This window comes from Sporosarcina luteola (assembly GCF_023715245.1).
GTDB classification, from domain to species: domain Bacteria; phylum Bacillota; class Bacilli; order Bacillales_A; family Planococcaceae; genus Sporosarcina; species Sporosarcina luteola_C.
In genome coordinates this window covers 1,501,672-1,517,523 of sequence record NZ_JAMBNV010000001.1, presented here as the reverse complement: position 1 = coordinate 1,517,523, position 15,852 = coordinate 1,501,672, and the positions used below count along the sequence as shown (strand labels likewise).

General features: G+C 41.4%; 17 protein-coding genes. 7 read left to right on the top strand and 10 right to left on the bottom strand.

The genetic code is table 11. The annotated features are described in order from the left end of the window. Nucleotides 1–6: 6 nt before the first annotated feature. Nucleotides 7–1,314, bottom strand: a complete 1,308-nt coding sequence (locus tag M3152_RS07180; RefSeq protein ID WP_251694487.1) for an alkaline phosphatase family protein — start codon at nucleotides 1,312–1,314, stop codon at nucleotides 7–9. A 103-nt stretch (nucleotides 1,315–1,417) separates the two neighbouring features. Here M3152_RS07180 and M3152_RS07175 point away from each other — a divergent pair, with 103 nt between their 5' ends. The 3 genes from M3152_RS07175 to M3152_RS07165 all read left to right on the top strand — a co-directional run bounded on the left by M3152_RS07175 (nucleotide 1,418) and on the right by M3152_RS07165 (nucleotide 2,425). Then, nucleotides 1,418–1,573, top strand: a complete 156-nt coding sequence (locus M3152_RS07175) for a DUF1540 domain-containing protein (protein ID WP_251694486.1) — start codon at nucleotides 1,418–1,420, stop codon at nucleotides 1,571–1,573. A gap of 136 nt (nucleotides 1,574–1,709) precedes the next feature. After that, the gene (locus M3152_RS07170) at nucleotides 1,710–2,147 is read left to right on the top strand and encodes a hypothetical protein (RefSeq protein ID WP_251694485.1); all 438 of its coding nucleotides are present in this window, start codon (nucleotides 1,710–1,712) and stop codon (nucleotides 2,145–2,147) included. Continuing rightward, the gene (locus tag M3152_RS07165) at nucleotides 2,135–2,425 is read left to right on the top strand and encodes a DUF2653 family protein (protein ID WP_251694484.1); all 291 of its coding nucleotides are present in this window, start codon (nucleotides 2,135–2,137) and stop codon (nucleotides 2,423–2,425) included. Before M3152_RS07170 ends, M3152_RS07165 begins: the two co-directional genes overlap by 13 nt. Nucleotides 2,426–2,480: 55 nt before the next feature. Here M3152_RS07165 and M3152_RS07160 read toward each other — a convergent pair whose 3' ends face one another. Then, the gene (locus tag M3152_RS07160; RefSeq protein WP_251694483.1) at nucleotides 2,481–3,227 is read right to left on the bottom strand and encodes a VanW family protein; all 747 of its coding nucleotides are present in this window, start codon (nucleotides 3,225–3,227) and stop codon (nucleotides 2,481–2,483) included. Between the two features lie 213 nt (nucleotides 3,228–3,440). Next, nucleotides 3,441–4,049 (bottom strand): protein kinase family protein, encoded by a 609-nt coding sequence (locus tag M3152_RS07155; RefSeq protein WP_251694482.1) that lies wholly within the window; start codon nucleotides 4,047–4,049, stop codon nucleotides 3,441–3,443. 330 nt (nucleotides 4,050–4,379) lie between these two features. Here M3152_RS07155 and M3152_RS07150 point away from each other — a divergent pair, with 330 nt between their 5' ends. Next, complete coding sequence (locus M3152_RS07150; RefSeq protein WP_251695270.1) at nucleotides 4,380–5,339, top strand: LCP family protein; 960 nt, start codon at nucleotides 4,380–4,382, stop codon at nucleotides 5,337–5,339. Between the two features lie 35 nt (nucleotides 5,340–5,374). Here M3152_RS07150 and M3152_RS07145 read toward each other — a convergent pair whose 3' ends face one another. Together M3152_RS07145 and M3152_RS07140 are read right to left on the bottom strand one after the other, a co-directional pair. Further along, on the bottom strand, nucleotides 5,375–6,244 hold the full coding sequence (locus M3152_RS07145; RefSeq protein WP_251694481.1) for a YitT family protein: 870 nt from the start codon (nucleotides 6,242–6,244) through the stop codon (nucleotides 5,375–5,377). A gap of 102 nt (nucleotides 6,245–6,346) precedes the next feature. Further along, a complete protein-coding gene (locus tag M3152_RS07140; protein WP_251694480.1) occupies nucleotides 6,347–6,553 on the bottom strand; it encodes a hypothetical protein in 207 nt (68 codons plus the stop codon). 199 nt (nucleotides 6,554–6,752) lie between these two features. On the opposite strand from M3152_RS07140, the gene M3152_RS07135 reads away from it, so the two are divergent. Continuing rightward, nucleotides 6,753–7,970, top strand: coding sequence for an MFS transporter (locus M3152_RS07135; RefSeq protein ID WP_251694479.1), 1,218 nt, complete (start codon nucleotides 6,753–6,755; stop codon nucleotides 7,968–7,970). A gap of 46 nt (nucleotides 7,971–8,016) precedes the next feature. On the opposite strand, the gene M3152_RS07130 is transcribed toward M3152_RS07135, so the two are convergent. Next, nucleotides 8,017–8,799: a GNAT family N-acetyltransferase gene (locus M3152_RS07130; protein ID WP_251694478.1), complete on the bottom strand. Its 783-nt coding sequence runs from the start codon at nucleotides 8,797–8,799 to the stop codon at nucleotides 8,017–8,019. A 119-nt stretch (nucleotides 8,800–8,918) separates the two neighbouring features. Between M3152_RS07130 and M3152_RS07125 the strand changes: the two genes are divergently transcribed. Continuing rightward, nucleotides 8,919–9,356, top strand: coding sequence for an OsmC family protein (locus M3152_RS07125; RefSeq protein ID WP_251694477.1), 438 nt, complete (start codon nucleotides 8,919–8,921; stop codon nucleotides 9,354–9,356). Nucleotides 9,357–9,476: 120 nt separating this feature from the next. On the opposite strand, the gene M3152_RS07120 is transcribed toward M3152_RS07125, so the two are convergent. Together M3152_RS07120 and M3152_RS07115 are read right to left on the bottom strand one after the other, a co-directional pair. Continuing rightward, the gene (locus tag M3152_RS07120) at nucleotides 9,477–11,525 is read right to left on the bottom strand and encodes a CocE/NonD family hydrolase (RefSeq protein WP_251694476.1); all 2,049 of its coding nucleotides are present in this window, start codon (nucleotides 11,523–11,525) and stop codon (nucleotides 9,477–9,479) included. A 28-nt stretch (nucleotides 11,526–11,553) separates the two neighbouring features. Then, nucleotides 11,554–13,056 carry a BCCT family transporter gene (locus M3152_RS07115; RefSeq protein WP_251694475.1) on the bottom strand — a complete coding sequence of 501 codons (1,503 nt, stop codon included), beginning with the start codon at nucleotides 13,054–13,056 and terminating at the stop codon, nucleotides 11,554–11,556. A 283-nt stretch (nucleotides 13,057–13,339) separates the two neighbouring features. Here M3152_RS07115 and M3152_RS07110 point away from each other — a divergent pair, with 283 nt between their 5' ends. Next, on the top strand, nucleotides 13,340–14,014 hold the full coding sequence (locus M3152_RS07110; protein WP_316044269.1) for a TetR/AcrR family transcriptional regulator: 675 nt from the start codon (nucleotides 13,340–13,342) through the stop codon (nucleotides 14,012–14,014). 126 nt (nucleotides 14,015–14,140) lie between these two features. Here M3152_RS07110 and M3152_RS07105 read toward each other — a convergent pair whose 3' ends face one another. After that, on the bottom strand, nucleotides 14,141–14,878 hold the full coding sequence (locus M3152_RS07105) for a DUF2785 domain-containing protein (RefSeq protein WP_251694474.1): 738 nt from the start codon (nucleotides 14,876–14,878) through the stop codon (nucleotides 14,141–14,143). Nucleotides 14,879–14,900: 22 nt separating this feature from the next. After that, a complete protein-coding gene (hprK, locus tag M3152_RS07100) occupies nucleotides 14,901–15,818 on the bottom strand; it encodes an HPr(Ser) kinase/phosphatase (RefSeq protein ID WP_251695268.1) in 918 nt (305 codons plus the stop codon). Between the last annotated feature and the right edge of the window lie 34 nt (nucleotides 15,819–15,852).

Here is a 15,852-nt window from a genome sequence, read left to right as displayed (position 1 = left end):
GTATTCTCAGCTTTCGAGAATTTCATGCAAAATTCTTCCATCCGTTTCTCCTAAATCTAGTCCTAAAATTCTAGCAAACGTAGGTCCTTCATCGACCAAGCTCATAGTTGGAATTTCAACATCAGGAGTTATCCCGCTCCCTTTAGCGATAAATACAGTCTCATAATCCGGCTTAAGTGGTGAATACCCGTATACCGCCTTTGAATATCTACCAACTGCGAGATCTTCCTCAGTAATTTCACTAAACGCTTCCCCATCGAGCTCTTCTGTGAAATAAAAACCTGCACGTGCTTCAAGCATGAAATCAGCTTCGTTATCTGCTCCTGTCTCACTTGCTTCCTTTCCTGATAAAACGAACTCTATACCATTTTCCGGATTCCTCATCATCGAATGCAAAATTGCTTGAACTTTTTCTTCGGCATGTCTATCTTCAGGATCATTCAAATAAATGTACGCCGACCCATCATTACTTTTGCAAAACGCCCTCCAACTTTTCACTTGTCCTTTTTTATTCACTTTGATGAGCCCGCTTTCTTCCAATAAAACATTTAACTTGATCACCTTCGATATATCAATGGAACTATGATCACCAAGAGCGACGATGGTCGATTTTTCGGCGATTCCACTCTCTTCTAATGCCTGAAAGACATCACCTAATCTTTCATCATGTCGGCGTAAAGCCTCATCTGCCTCCTTTGAAGCAAATCCATGGATGTGCCTTTGGAAATCGAGATCGACTAAATGGATTAGTAGTAGATCGGGTTTCTTTGACGTAATGGTATGTACTGCAGCGGCTGTAACAAAATCATCGAGCCACGGTTGCTGAATCCCCTTTCGCATATGCCCATAGAGCTGATTCATGCGGATCGTATAAAGCAAACTGCCGTTGACAAGTGATACTACAACTTGGGAATGCCAAGGCCGGTTAGCGAAGATTTCTGGTATATGAAAATCAATGTTAGCCCTGGCAGTGACCGGCCATAGCAAAGCCGCCGTTTTCATACCAGCCTTATTTGCCTCATCAAATAATGTCGTACCTTTTATATTTCTTCTTTGCCAATACCAATCCGGCGATTTTTTACCCGGTTGCAGCAATGTATTCGTTGTTATTCGGTGTTGAATCGGGTAATTTCCAGTAATTATCGATGTATGGCATGAGTAAGTAACAGATGGATATATCGTATTGACTTGTTTGCATTTGGCTGCTCCTGATAATAGCTTCCGGAAGTTCGGCAATGTTTCCAGTAAAGGCATATCCAAAGAGGATAAACAGTCGAAAGATATGACGATTAGATGATCAGTTAGACGCTTCAATAAAACCCCTCCTCTTTATGTCATTTTATCACTTACAATGCTCAAATACAGGTAAGCATTATTCGTGGATTTGGTGGAAGGCTACGGATACGGAGGTGATAGGATGACTCAGAAAATATTATGTGAAGTGAATAACTGCACATATTGGGGAGAAGGAAATAATTGTCATGCCGAAGTCATATACGTCGTCAGTGAAATCGGTGATCAGGCAGACGATAGTGAAGATACTAATTGCAAAACGTTTAAACCAGAGGAGTAAGTGAATGGGAAGAATGCATGATCAAATATGATCTGCATTCTTCCTAAAACCGAAACAACCGATTGTTTGCCATCAATATACTTTTTACTTATAATTGTACAGTGATGAATTTTACATATTGATGGAGGTTTATGGATTGAAGAAATTACTATCTGCGTTACTTGCTTTGACAATAGTCATGTCACCAATCGGTAGCTTTATACTGAATGATCATGCTACTACTGTTGAAGCGAAAAGATATAAATCAGGCAAGAAAAGCTTTAACCCTAGTCAGAACAACATATCAAAACCGAAAGTGGATAAGAAGCAGGAAGACGATACATCCTTTGCCAAATCTCCTAATAGCCAATCTTCAAAAGGCGGGTTCTTCTCCGGAGGTCTCATGCGCGGGTTATTTGTCGGTGGGATTGCAGGTCTTCTATTTGGAAGTCTTTTCGCCAATATGGGCATATTAGGTTCAGTATTAGGTTTTCTGATCAATATGTTGGCAATAATCTTCATCATTAGCTTAATTCGGAGAGTTTTCTCTCTCCTTAAAGCAAGAAGAGAGAAAGCTAATCCATGGCAGAATTAATGATGTCCGAACAGGATATTGTAAATGCAATTTGCATTGATCATTCACAAAAACATAAAATTCCCCCGGAAGAAATCGAAGTCGAGCTTGTCTACGACGATGATGAAGGCTTTTCCGCAGAACTGGAATATAACGGTCAAATACAAGTCCTCGGTTCATTCGACATCATCCAGGCAATCCGTTATTGGATTGAAGAAGTTTTAAACGGAGATCCTTATGCAGCGGGTATCAAATTGTTATTGGACAGAGAAGAAGGTATTATTGCAACAATTCAATGATAGGATCTGACTTTCGGCCAGGAGGGTGATTACCCGCCTGGCTTTTTCTCCCGAATCAATCATTTACATTAACGAGCTGTCTTTCTATCACTTCATATTTCACTTCCGAATCATTTTTTATTAACAGTTCTTCGTGCATATATTCCCCTGTCCGTTTATCGACAGTCCATCTCCATATTTCATTCTGTCTAAAAGTATTACCGTCTCTCTTGTAAAATTGGTGTGCCCTTTCTTCTATGTGGTAACTTACTCCAATATCCTTATTGGAATATATAGCACCTTTCAAGTGACGATCAGTCAACCAAACACGGATTTGAAAAGCAGATTCGGTAGTATTCTTGAAGCGGAAATCTACATAATTGTAAAATACGCTGGCACCGCTGCCAAAAGGAAGGACCCTCCCTTCGTCAGGAAAAGGATCAAAGCTATGATGATGCCTTTCCACTACGGTCATCGGCGTGTGCAACACCATCCAATAGAGAAGGTTTGCTAACTGACAAATGCCGCCACCCACACCTGTCTTCACTTCTCCCCTCGAAAGCTGCATCCCTTCAATATACCCTTTTTTCCTTGTAGCCCTACCGACCAATCCCCAGAATGAAAAAACTTCGCCTGGTCGAATGATGACTCCGTCAATCCTTTTTGCCGCGATAGTGAGATTCACGATTTTATTTTCCTGTAAGATCGGATCGCTATCTCCCAGCCTTCTACGCAATAACGATTGATGTTTTTTACATGTATAGTGGAAATCTACTTCAGCTTTACTCTTTGCAAATCGTTTTCTGTTCTTAACGTTTTTCATGAAACGAAAAAATCTTTTTTGCTCAATTCTTACGTAATAAATAAAAGGATGAATCTCAGAGAATCTCACTTTTTTCTCCCCTTGTACTTTTCGTGGCCACTTCTCTACTTTATTCATCATACATTTGTTTTTATCCTGCTCAAACGAAGAATATATTTAGAGGACACCGATTTTATTTTGAATGAAATCCGGCGTTATCAATCAGAATAATGTTCATATCCGGTAAGAAGGTATCCAGTCTTTTTTATATATCCAAGCAACCGCACTTAAGAGAGCGGCGGGAATTCTCTTGGGGAAAAGCCGCTTGCAATATACCTGTCTGTACGCCCTTTTCAGGTTTCCCCATTGTCTGCAGTTTTTCTTTTGTCTAAAACGCGCAACATCAATAATCTTTATTTTATCTTCAGTAGTGATGAAAATATTTCGCAAGTGAATATCGGAAGGATTAAGACCTCTGGCAGTTGCCAATGAAAGTGCTCGGTCGATTTCTACTATGTGTGTAGACTTAACGACTGTCCCTTGGACTAAACAGTCAAAAAGTGTATCGCCCTCAATGTAATCTATTACGATAAAATTCGTACCTGATGCATAGACGGAAGGATAATAAACTATATCTTGAAGTTGTCCATAAATTTCCGCCTCCTCCTTTGCTATATGGGAAAAAGCGGGGAAATACACTTTCATCGCTTTCATCGTCGACTTTATCCTAAATACAAATGCACTCCTTCCTGTGCCTACGTGCTCTAATGAATCATCATAGTTCAATAAGCAGTTTTCATTATTTATTTGTACTGTTCTAGCAAGTCCTTCATATGTATCCAAAATTATACCTCCAATAAAATAAAAAAAGCGGTATAACTAATTATCGGTCATACCACCTCAAAATAGACCTCACCAAATAACCGGTAAAATCTCGCAAATAAATATTGTAAAAAGAAGAATTTAAGCAGCCAAGCAAGGGTAAAGAAGTCGACAAGAAGAAATTGGAACGACTATTTTGCTTGAAATGAAAACTTTTTATGTCATGAGACGTCTATATGTAGTGGAAATATCCCCTTGCCCATCAAGCTATTAGGTGATATGATACGCGTGCTAAACAATCTCTTTATAGATTTTTATAATTAGGCGGTGAACCATTTGAAGAGAATAGATATGCGAAAGAAGAAAAAAAAGAAAAAGCTCGGTATTATAATCAGTATTGTTGTCGTCTTGCTAGGACTAGGCCTCTACTACTGGTTCGATCAATATAATAAAGGATTGTCACTATCTGAAGATGGGACGTTGAAAGAGCAGAATGAGGACTTCGGCATTTTTGATGGACCGGAACCGCAATTCGGCGAAATCAATATTATGTTGCTCGGCTCAGATGCACGGAAAGATGAAGAAGGGCGATCCGATACACTAATGATAGCGAATTACAATCAAAATACCGAGAAGGTAAAACTTATTTCGATCATGCGTGATACGTATGTCGAGATTCCTGGTTATGGTATGCAGAAAATGAACTCTGCATACACCCTCGGCGGACCGGAGCTCGTCCGACAGACAATTAAAGAAAACTTCGGCATGGATGTTCATTACTACGCGATGGTCGACTTTAATGGGTTCCCTAAAATTGCGGATATTATCGCACCGGATGGTATTGAAGTAGACATTCCATATACCATGTCACACGGAATTTATATGACGCTGCACCCGGGAGTTCAAAGGCTGCACGGGGACCAGCTATTAGGCTATGTCCGCTTCCGGCACGATAGTCAAAATGACTTTGGCCGTGTAGCACGCCAACAGGAAGTGCTCTCAAAATTGAAGGATGAAGCTGTAAGCGTACACAGCTTAATGAATTTACCGAAGTTATTAGGGGCAGCGGATGCCTATATTGATACCAATCTTGATAAGATGACAATGCTTTCCATAGGTAAAGGTATATTGGACAATAAATCCGAAAAAATCGATACACTTCGGATTCCGGTGGACAACTCTTACCGCGATCTTGACGTCAGAGCTGGCCGAGTCTTGGATATTGATTTTGATAAAAATATTGAGGAATTAACTAAATTCCTGGAAGGCTCGACAGAAATAGTCGATACAAAAGACAGTGGCTTAAAATAAAAACAAGGTATCCCATTTTTCAGGGATACCTTGTTTTATGTTGTTCTTCTTTTCGGCAGCTCGTCTTCTCTCCTGAAAAACCCGAAAATCCCAACTGTTTGAACGATATTTGTAAAAGCCTGCGGGTCAACTTCATTAATGATCTTCTCAAGGTCATATAATTCATACCTTGTGATGACCAAATAGAGCATGCTCTTATCTTCATTGGAATAAGCGCCTTTTGCCGGAACTATTGTAATCCCACGAACCATCTTCTGATGGATTGCCCGCTGAAGCTCTTCGGCATTATGGGTGATAATCATTGCCGTCACTTTCTCATGACGGGTATGGATCATATCGATGACAGAAGTTGTTACATACAGCGCAACCATCGTATATAACGCATTCTCCGGCTCATACAATATCCCTGCAAGGACAATGATAATTCCATTTAACAATAAAAAATAAGTTCCGATTGGTTTGTCCTGCAGACGTGACAACACCATAGCAACAATATCCATTCCACCTGTAGATGCCCCAAGTTTCAGCGATATGCCTACACCGACGCCAGCAATCACTCCCCCGAAAACTGCATTCAGGATGATGTCATTGGAAAGTGAAAGAATCGGAAGGATTTCGAGGAAAATTGTAGTAAAGACAACCGAGACGATGCTGTAGATCGTAAATCCTCTGCCAACCTTGAACCATCCTAAAATAATTACAGGTATGTTGAATAGAAATAGTAGAATACCGGTGCTGATTGAAATATCGATTTGATCAACCAGGATGCTTGAAACAAGCTGAGCAGCCCCTGCGAATCCACTTGCATAGACGTTTGCATTGATCAGGAAAAAATTCAAAGAAACAGCCATCAGCAAAGAGCCGAATATGACGACTAGGATTCGTTTAAATTCAATAAAAAACATAAGTACCTCCTCATAACAGATCAGAATAGCTATTTGATTATACTTCATTTACGAAAAAAATTCCTTGAATGACCATTAAAAAAACACCAGAGAGGCTGGTGTCTATGATCTGATTAATTGTTTTTTATATTTGCTATAGAAAAATGATGTTATTCCAAATAAAACGACCAGGGAAGAAAGTCCGACCAATGCCCCTTCCAAGTCAAATCCCTTAAAGAGAGTTATTGCTGAAATACTTGCAACGGTACCTGCAAACAATGCCATTATGATAATACGAAGCATGAACTTCATCCTCTCCACTTTCTCCATGTTTGAGAATCTTTCTCAAATACATTTTACTTGAAATGAGAAGATTTATCAATTGAAAATGAAACACTATTATAAGTATGCCATAGTAACATTCTTTATGATTTTTCTGATCTGCAGTAAAAGAGTCTTGTGTTTCGTGTAGCGAAGTATATAATTCAGATTAACAGCTTGCTTAAATGAATAGAAACGTGGAGAGATTATGCGTACATATAATGAGAAAATCAGTATTTACCATGGAATGGCTTCGACCATTGCATTAAATTTTTCAAACAACTTTTTTCCGATTTTCGCTATAACCATGCTTAACGCGACCAATTACCAAGTTGGTCTTATTAGTTCGTTACCCCCACTAATGGCATTGGTCATGACGATACCTGCTGCAATTCTATTAAACCGGGCCCAACAACAGAAAAAGTTAGTGGCTATGTCCGTCCTGATGGCTCGGCTTATGTTTCTGCTAATTATAGGTATCGTATACTTGCCTTCCCCCTCGATGCATTCTTGGATTTTTTTGGCCATTATTGCATTCATGAGTTTGCCGAATACTGTTGCCAATATTGGTTGGCAAACTTTCATTAGCGGGCTTGTCGAGGAATCAATGCGTGGATCGTTTTTCAGTGATCGGAATAGATTGTTAACGATTGTAGGATTGGTTTCCACGCTTCTAATCGGGCTATTAATGAAAGATGCCTCCTCCAGCGTGATAGCCTACCAACTATTATTCGGGATAGCTTTTTGTTTCGGGATACTTGAGGTTTTCTTATTGATGAAGCATGAAGAAGAAGCAGCAAAGACGGATGGTTTGTCAGCGAAAAAGAAAACGATGGACTGGTCCATCTTCAAGTATAAGAAGTACGTGGCATTCCTGATAGCAGCTCTCTTCTTTAATTTTGCCTGGCAGATGGCTTGGGGAATTTTCAATATTTATCATGTGCGATATGTCGGTGTGACAATCTTTTGGGTGAGTATGTTCGCTGTCGGCAACATGTTGGCCCAGTTCCTGTCCTTCCCTCTATGGAAGAAATGGGCGGAAAAAAGGTCGAACACATTAGTATTTGTATGGGCTGCGATCGGAATGGCGACGACTCCGTTTCTGACGGTCCTCTCGACAAATTTGTATTATATCGCACTGGTCCAAACTTCATCAGGTTTTTTCCTGGCAGGCATTGTTTTATTATTGTTCAATTTGTTGTTGGAACAGTCCCCTGATCATGTAAGGACATATTGCATTACGACCTATAATGTTTTATTATCGATTGTCGCGTTTATAGCTCCACAAATCGGCATTTGGCTGTTGGAACAGTGGGGTGTAGAACTAGCTATGTATATTAATTCTGCGTTGCGGTTGTTTAGTGCTGGATTGTTTTTTATTGTCTATGTCAGATTTACGAAAAGTCCACAAGTAACTACTTATTAAAGAGAAAGAGCCCATTTTTTCTGGGCTCTTTTCATTATAAATTAATTCATGATGTTGGAATGACGGGTGACTGGCAGCCGTAGGAGTATGCGAGGCAATGGAATCCGTGCTTCTCTAATATCGGCCTGCTCATATGACTTGCGTCAACAGTAAGAAAGCGGTATCCCATCTCGACTGCTTTTTTAGCTCGGACTGATAAAAGTGATGAATAATATCCTTTGCTCCGATAATTAGGTAATGTTGAGCCACCCCAAAGGCTTGCGAATGAAGAATTTTTTTCAAAATACATCCATGCAGCACTGACTATTTTAGCATCATCGTATATTCCATATAGATAGAGAGAATCAGGGTCAATTTGCTTGTCTCTCCATAACCGGTCACCTAGTTCTTCATGCGATTCTTCCCAAATGATATCTAGTAACGATATGATTTCCCGGATTCCCTTCTCATCTTCAATTTCCTTTATATACGTCTGCTCATCCCAATGTGAATGTGGTTGCAAGTCTTTAATTTCCAAAACCATGAGAGTTTCCCGAGGTTCAATATTGAAGTTTTCCTCCTCGAGAATTTCCTTTAAATGCTCTGGTTTATCATAACTATACACTTTCCATTCGAATCCTACGCCAAGGCGATTAAAGTAGTTCAGCTCTTCCTGAATTACTACCCTTGCATTATCTTCATTGAGATTGGAATGAATAATGAATCCCCTATCTCCATGCATCGAGACATGTCGGACGAGATATTCGGTTTCTTCACGTTGGTAACCGGGTGATTGTAACTCCCTACGAAGCTCTTTGTCAAAAAGCAATAGCAAATCTTGTTTGTCCAAATGAATCCCACCCATCTAATATAGTAGTACTACTCTCCATACTTTACCATTCGAATCTTCATGATGGAAAGAGCTCAAGCATGGTATATAATTAATACGGTAGAGAGGGGTTATTGTATATGGCAGAACATTATTTTTATCTCAAGGCGAACTGGCCGGGTTTACGCAATGATGTCGGTACAATCGAAACGAAGAACTTGAAGACGGATGTATCCATACCAACCGAAATGGACGGGCCTGGCATCGGGACGAATCCTGATGAAATGCTGCTTGGTGCAGCTGCAACATGCTATATAATCACACTCGCCGCGATGATGGAGAGAAACGGTATAGAAAAGGATAGCCTGAAGATGGAATCAATTGGAGTTGTGGATTTCTCGAATGGAGTTGTTACGTATAAAAAGATCATACATAAGCCGGAAATTGTTTTAGCTGAAGGGATGGCTGACAAGCGGAATATTGTAGAGCGATTGGTTGAGAAAGCGGAAACTTCCTGTATGATCAGCAGGGCTTTGCAAGGAAATGTTGTAGTGACAGTGGAACCAATTATTAAATAGCAGCTACAAATAAAGTCTCTATGTCTGATTTTTGACGAGAGACTTTTTATATTTATGATGATTCACAAAAAAAGGGCGGAAAGAGACCAAAATTGGTCACTTTCCATGCCTATGCAAGTCCTATACAAACTCTCTTGGAACTTTAGTTTCCCATTTCCGATTAAAAATTTCTTCTTCGCCCTCATACGCAATCAATCGGTTCATCAAATAAAAATTCTCTTCATCTGCTGTCATAACACTCGTCGTTTCAAGGCTCGTCTGCCACTCACCCCTACCGACCGACAATGTCCAATCACATTGCACTTTCGCAGTTAGCGGCTCACCTTCCTTGACTGTATAGACATTTCTGTTTGTACTACCGTATTCAATGCCATTGTCATGCAGTTTTCTAGCACCTTCATCCGAAAAATCATCTAGCGTCCACACGTTTGAAACGACGTCATGTGATATGACGCGTGTCCTTTCTGCCTCACGCAGAATGTCCTTTTCCAATACTGAGCCCGTCTCCGGATGTTGAAAAGGCTGAAGTTCCAGGTCAATTGCTTTCGGTTCCCTTATAGGCAACGACAAGCAAGTCTTCTCTGAAGGATAGACAGTCAATGTCGCTTCTTCAGGAGATGGCCAAGCATGCGGCCAATAAGTAGGCGATATGGCCAATTGCCAGCGATGCCCTTTCTTCAACTTGTGTCCGATTGCATTCAAATCGACAGTTACGCAGTATTTTTCCCCAGGCACTAGATGCTCTGGAAACTCATTGCTGTTCCGATGCGTAAGGTTCAACAACCCCCACGTCACTCGTGTGGATGAACCATCTGGTGCAACATCATTCAACCGGACTGATAATAAGGCATTTGGTTTGTCGGATGAAAGCTCAACAGTGAATGTCGGATGCCCTAAAATTTGCACCGGTTCTTCCACTGGTTTGGAGTCAAAGACGACTGCATAGCCATTTTCGTTCCTTTGATCACCCGGCAAGTCGCCCGGTTGGCCAAACGGACAGAATACGCCTGCATGGAGACCATGCTGTTGAACACTGGACACTTGGATTTCTTTCACTTCTTCAATTTGTGCTGTTAATTGTGATTTGCATAAATACAATCGTCTTTCCTCTAGATTGACTGGAGGCCATTGTTCTTCCGCCACCCAATGGCCCGGTCTAACAAAATAATCGGTTTGGGGCGGGACACTATCCTGCATCCATGCTCTCAGCATCGGTTCCTCCATAATGCCGGTATCGATGCCTTTCAACCAGTGATCCCACCAGCGCAGGCACTCCTGAAGGAACCCGACTTGCGGTCCAGGAACTGCCATTTCAGGATATTCATGTGCCCAGGGCCCGATTAATCCTTTGCGAGGTCCTTTCAATCCTTCCAATAACCGAGGGATCGCGTTCGTATACCCGTCCGCCCATCCACCTACAGCGTATACCGGAATATTGATGTCCTCGTAATTTTCACAAACAGAACCGTGCTTCCAATACTCATCGCGGTGCTGGTGTCTTACCCATTCCTCCACGAAAGGAGGCGTCTTTTCCAACCGTTCCAGCCAATTGTCACGCCACGCATCCCCAACAACATCTGGATCTGCCGGACGCGCGTTATAGGCAAGCATCGTGGAGGCCCACCAGAGCATATCCGAAGCAAGCATCGCACCCCCTTTGTAATGAACGTCATCTGCATAACGATCGTCCGTTGAACACAGTGTGATAATCGCCTTTAAAGACGGGTGTCTTCTTGCCGCCACTTGTAGACCATTGAATCCTCCCCATGATTTCCCGATCATGCCGATACCACCTGTAAACCATGGCTGCTCAGAAATCCAAGTGAGCACTTCCAATGCATCGTCCTGTTCCTGCTTTAAATATTCATCGTACAAAATCCCCCCGGAGTCTCCAGATCCTCGTATATCGACACGGATGCTCGCATAGCCGTGACCTGCAAAATATGGATGTCGCAGCGAATCCCTCAGTGCAGTGAAGTCATTTTTCCGGTACGGGATATATTCCAGGATCGCCGGGACAGGGTTTTTGACAGCATCTTCAGGCAGCCAAATCCGTGCAGAAAGGCGCGTGCCATCCGACATCGGAATCCATATATTGTTCAATTCCTTAATTTTCCTTGGAAAATCTGTCCGGACAACCCGATTTGATTCACGAACGTTGAAAACCATTATGAAAACCTCCTAAGTGATATCCTGTTTATACTTTTGGAAAATCCTGCTTGAGCCATCTCAAAAGAGAGACGACGAGCAGAAGATAGAAAATATAAATAGGCACTGATACAACGACTGCGGAAGTTTGAATGACCCGTAATCCGCCGATAAGAAGCAACGTAATGGATATTGTCGCTAGAATAGATCCCCAAACCATCCGATGCCATCTAGCTGGCTCCTGCCCTTCCCCCAATTCCTTCGTTGCGATGGCTGATAGGATATACGTAGCCGAGTCTAGTGAGGTTGATAGGAAAATGATGGCCAAAATTACGAAGAACGGCAAGACGATAGAACTTAATGGCAATGATTTCAAGATTGAAACGATGGCGGCTGGCCCTCCGCTTTCAACTAGAATGTCTTTGACAGGAAGGATATCTTGTAATTGCAAGTTCATCGTATAGCCACCGAATACCATGAAGTAAATCCACCCACCGATAGAACCCCAAAGCAGCATATGAGTGATCAGCTGACGGATTGTTCTTCCTTTTGAAATCCTTGCCACAAACAGTCCCATGAAAGGAGCTGTCGCTGCAAACCAAGCCCAGTAGAATACCGTCCAACCTTGCGGGAAGCCACCTTGGCTGATGGGATCGGTATAGAAACTCATCATTGCAAAATTCTGGATCATCATTCCAAAGCTGTTCGTGAAGTATGTCAATAAAAATAGTGTCGGTCCGGTAAACAAAACGAATATAGCAAGAGCCAATGCAAGATAAACGTTAATGTCGCTCAATCTCCGAATTCCTTTATGAAGCCCCAAGTAAGCGCTTGCCGAGTAAATGACCGTAATACAAATAACGATGATGGCATCAAGTGCTAGGGTTTGTTCAATACCAAAAATACTACCTACTACAGCAGACACCATTGGAACTCCTAAACCGAGCGATGTTCCTAAACCTCCGACCAAACTCCAAATGACGAGAATATCAATCACTTTGCCTATCCAGCCATCAGAATATTTACCAAGTGCACCGCTAAGAGCGACGCTCATCTTTAAAGAAGGACGTTTTTTAATGAAGTAAGAATAGGCGATGACTACCGTCGGGAATGCATATAGTGACCACGCCGATATACCCCAATGAAATAAGCCATACGTCAATGCCCATTCGGCAGCCTCTTTACTTTCAGCTTCAATCCCGAACGGAGGGCCAGTGAAATAAAAGATGGGTTCAAGCATAGACCAATACATGATGCTTGTCCCCATGCCTGCCGTGAACAGCATCGTACCCCAACTGAAAGTCGAAAACTCAGGCTTCCCCTCCCCTAATTTGATTTTTCCGTATCGGCTGAATGCCAACCAGATGAGAAGGATGAACAATCCGATTGTCAGAAACTGAAATGCCCAATCCATCTTATACGTGATGGCAGTCATCAAATCATCTAGATACGGTTCAGCTGTTGAACGATTAAGAACTAGCAAAACCGTTGCCGCAACAATGACTGCTATCGACGCCCAAAAAATAATAGGATCTATCCGTACTTTATTCATATTCCCCACCCCTATGATCTTTCTTTTACAGTGCGACCATGCAATTCCTTCTTTTGATAGCGCTTTCAGAGGTGGATACCCCTTCTGTTAATACAACTACAGTGATTAGGTAGAAACACCTCTGATAATCAGATAAAATATAATAATCATGATTATTTTTTAATATTGATTATTCTACCACAGGAAAAATGATAGAACAATTATAAAAGGCAAATTAATAATTTGTAAATATTGTATAATTAAAATATGTTTAGAGTTGAATATGATATGGGGGGACGGATTAATGAGTATGGACAATAAGAAAATCCAAATGAGCAGAATGTGGAAATATTTTATCGATGCGACAGTGGATATTATAAATGAGGATGGCATCAATCAAGTGACGATCCGGAAAGTTGCAGACCGTGCTGGGTACAACAGTGCGACGATGTACAATTATTTTGGGGAAGTTTCACATCTAATCTTCTTCGCATCGATGAAGCTGTTGAAAAATTACACCGAGGAAGTCACGGAAAGCATGAAGAAAGGACAAACATCACTGGAAAAATATCTGCTTGCTTGGGAATGCTTCTGTAGGTATTCCTTCCAGCAGCCTGCCATCTTCCATGCGGTGTTCATTATGGATTTAGGTGACAACCCGGAAAGAATGATTGAACGTTATTATGAGATGTACCCTTCTGATTTGATTAATATACCAGATGGATTGAAACCGATTTTGTTTGAACGGAGCACGACCAAAAGAGGAAGATCGCTTTTACAATTGGTAGCAAGAGATGGGCTGATCGACGAGTGTCAGGTGGATTCGCTTAATGAAATGACTAATCTTCTATGGCAAGGGATGATGACAAATATATTGAATAACCGACTGGATTATAGTTTGAAAGAAGCGGAACAAAAAACTTTGGAATACATTAATGAAATGGTAGAAAATGCTTTGACTAAAAAGATCCAAAACTAAAAAAACCGATGAACGAATCCATCGGTTTTTCGTATTATACGTTCTGCCACTTTTGAATGAAAAAAGAAGCCGTGCTTTGAAGCTTAGGATAACGTTTCGACTTTTTTAATGCGAAATACAATGTTTTCATGAATTGCAGAATATTTGTTCTTGCGTGGAAAAAGATTGGAAGTAACCTTTTTTCGGTGTTTTTCTATCCAATTTATCAAAAACTTGTTCCATCCACTCAATTAGGATTTCTTCAGGATAATCACTTTTTGCCAATGACATAATGATGGCAACTAAACGTTCATCCTCATCATCGACATAGACGCCGCCTTTCCAAAAACAAGAAGCGACGCCTTCCAGAATGATGGGAATCAGTCTTTTTTCCACTAAAGAATGACTTGCAATCATCGCGGCTAAATCCGCGCCATGAGCGATGCTATGCGCCCATCCTTTGCCTTCAACAAATCCGCGAGTATCTCGCTCTTGTAATAGATAGGTTGCACTTTTCTCCAACGCTTTACTTCTTAGCTCGGAATCCATGAAAGGATGTTCTTGATCCAACCAAAACAATCCGGTAAGCCAAAGCGTTGAAAATGAGCGGATAAACACATCATCCGAGCCCTTTTCATCAATTGATGCGAATAAATATCGGTCTGTGATTAATTCCTTGAGGGCATGGGTCAATTGAATTGTTTCCAATTGTTGTTCCGAAATCAATTTGACAAAAAGTCTATAAATAAGTTCATCGCGTAGCACGCTATCCGGGGACCCAAGGTTTGATAGCATGTATGAAAAAAGTTCATTTCCATGCAGCTTCATATAGTTTTGACACTGCATATCATCCATTTCCAACACCATTTTCATCTGTTGTTTCATGAGAGACCTCTTTTCCGTGGCTTCATTCATCAAATTCGGATTCCAACCTCTTCTTGAATTCTTCAGCGGCACTATACCCTTGCTGTTGTAAATACCAATTATTCGCTGCCGCCTCGATCAAGCCGGCCACGTCTCTTCCTGGCTGCAATTGAATTTGGATATGCGGAATCGGTACGTCCATATATGACTTGAATTTCGTATCTAATTCAAGTTCATTGTTCAATGCATTATCCTTCCATTCAGTCAATTCTATATCGAGCGCAATTCGGCTCTCTTCCTGAAAAGCTGCACGTCCATAAAGCCTGACGACATTGAGAAGCCCAATGCTTCGCAACGCAAGGAATTCCTTGTTCTTTTCGTCATGTGTTCCCAGAAGCGTTTGCGGACTCAGTTTTTTTAACACGACGATATCGTCTGCAATCAATCGATGTCCCCTGCCAATCAATGTATGTGCCGTTTCACTCTTCCCTACCCCAGACTTGCCACGGAGAAGTATTCCGATCCCGGCTACATTGACGCACACCCCATGGACCGCAATTTCAGGAGCCATTTCTTTAGTGACGTAAGCATCCAGCTTCGCGCTCATTTCGCTCGTCGAGTCAGGCGTCCTCAAGACAGGTATATGCTCTTCTGTGCAATATTGCCTCAATCCTAGCGGCTCTGCCTGATTGGAAGTAATGATGATGCACGGCGGATCGTATTGGACAATATTTGCGATTCGATGCTTGCATTCACTATCAGTGAGCGTATGTAAATAATTGATTTCATTCTTTCCAAGAATTTGGACATGCTCTGTTGCAATAAAATCAAATTTATCCATGAATTCCAAGCCCGGTCTTCTGACTTTGGTCTTTTTCAGGACTTTATCTAGCATATGGTGTCCAACAAGAACTTCCAATGAGAATCGCTTTACGATATGTTTGACCGTCACAGTTTTCATATCCAAGCTCACCTCCAGTTTCAAATCGGTATGG

What these genes read in the sequence shown, in the direction of transcription:
- M3152_RS07140 (WP_251694480.1), bottom strand. Translation starts at nt 6,553, where the DNA reads ATGGAGAAAGTGGAGAGGATGAAGTTCATGCTTCGTATTATCATAATG.
- M3152_RS07110 (WP_316044269.1), top strand. Translation starts at nt 13,340, where the DNA reads ATGAGTATGGACAATAAGAAAATCCAAATGAGCAGAATGTGGAAATAT.
- M3152_RS07150 (WP_251695270.1), top strand. Translation starts at nt 4,380, where the DNA reads ATGCGAAAGAAGAAAAAAAAGAAAAAGCTCGGTATTATAATCAGTATT.
- M3152_RS07105 (WP_251694474.1), bottom strand. Translation starts at nt 14,878, where the DNA reads ATGAAACAACAGATGAAAATGGTGTTGGAAATGGATGATATGCAGTGT.
- M3152_RS07145 (WP_251694481.1), bottom strand. Translation starts at nt 6,244, where the DNA reads ATGTTTTTTATTGAATTTAAACGAATCCTAGTCGTCATATTCGGCTCT.
- M3152_RS07115 (WP_251694475.1), bottom strand. Translation starts at nt 13,056, where the DNA reads ATGAATAAAGTACGGATAGATCCTATTATTTTTTGGGCGTCGATAGCA.
- M3152_RS07125 (WP_251694477.1), top strand. Translation starts at nt 8,919, where the DNA reads ATGGCAGAACATTATTTTTATCTCAAGGCGAACTGGCCGGGTTTACGC.
- hprK (WP_251695268.1), bottom strand. Translation starts at nt 15,818, where the DNA reads ATGAAAACTGTGACGGTCAAACATATCGTAAAGCGATTCTCATTGGAA.
- M3152_RS07120 (WP_251694476.1), bottom strand. Translation starts at nt 11,525, where the DNA reads ATGGTTTTCAACGTTCGTGAATCAAATCGGGTTGTCCGGACAGATTTT.
- M3152_RS07165 (WP_251694484.1), top strand. Translation starts at nt 2,135, where the DNA reads ATGGCAGAATTAATGATGTCCGAACAGGATATTGTAAATGCAATTTGC.
- M3152_RS07175 (WP_251694486.1), top strand. Translation starts at nt 1,418, where the DNA reads ATGACTCAGAAAATATTATGTGAAGTGAATAACTGCACATATTGGGGA.
- M3152_RS07135 (WP_251694479.1), top strand. Translation starts at nt 6,753, where the DNA reads ATGCGTACATATAATGAGAAAATCAGTATTTACCATGGAATGGCTTCG.
- M3152_RS07160 (WP_251694483.1), bottom strand. Translation starts at nt 3,227, where the DNA reads ATGAAAAACGTTAAGAACAGAAAACGATTTGCAAAGAGTAAAGCTGAA.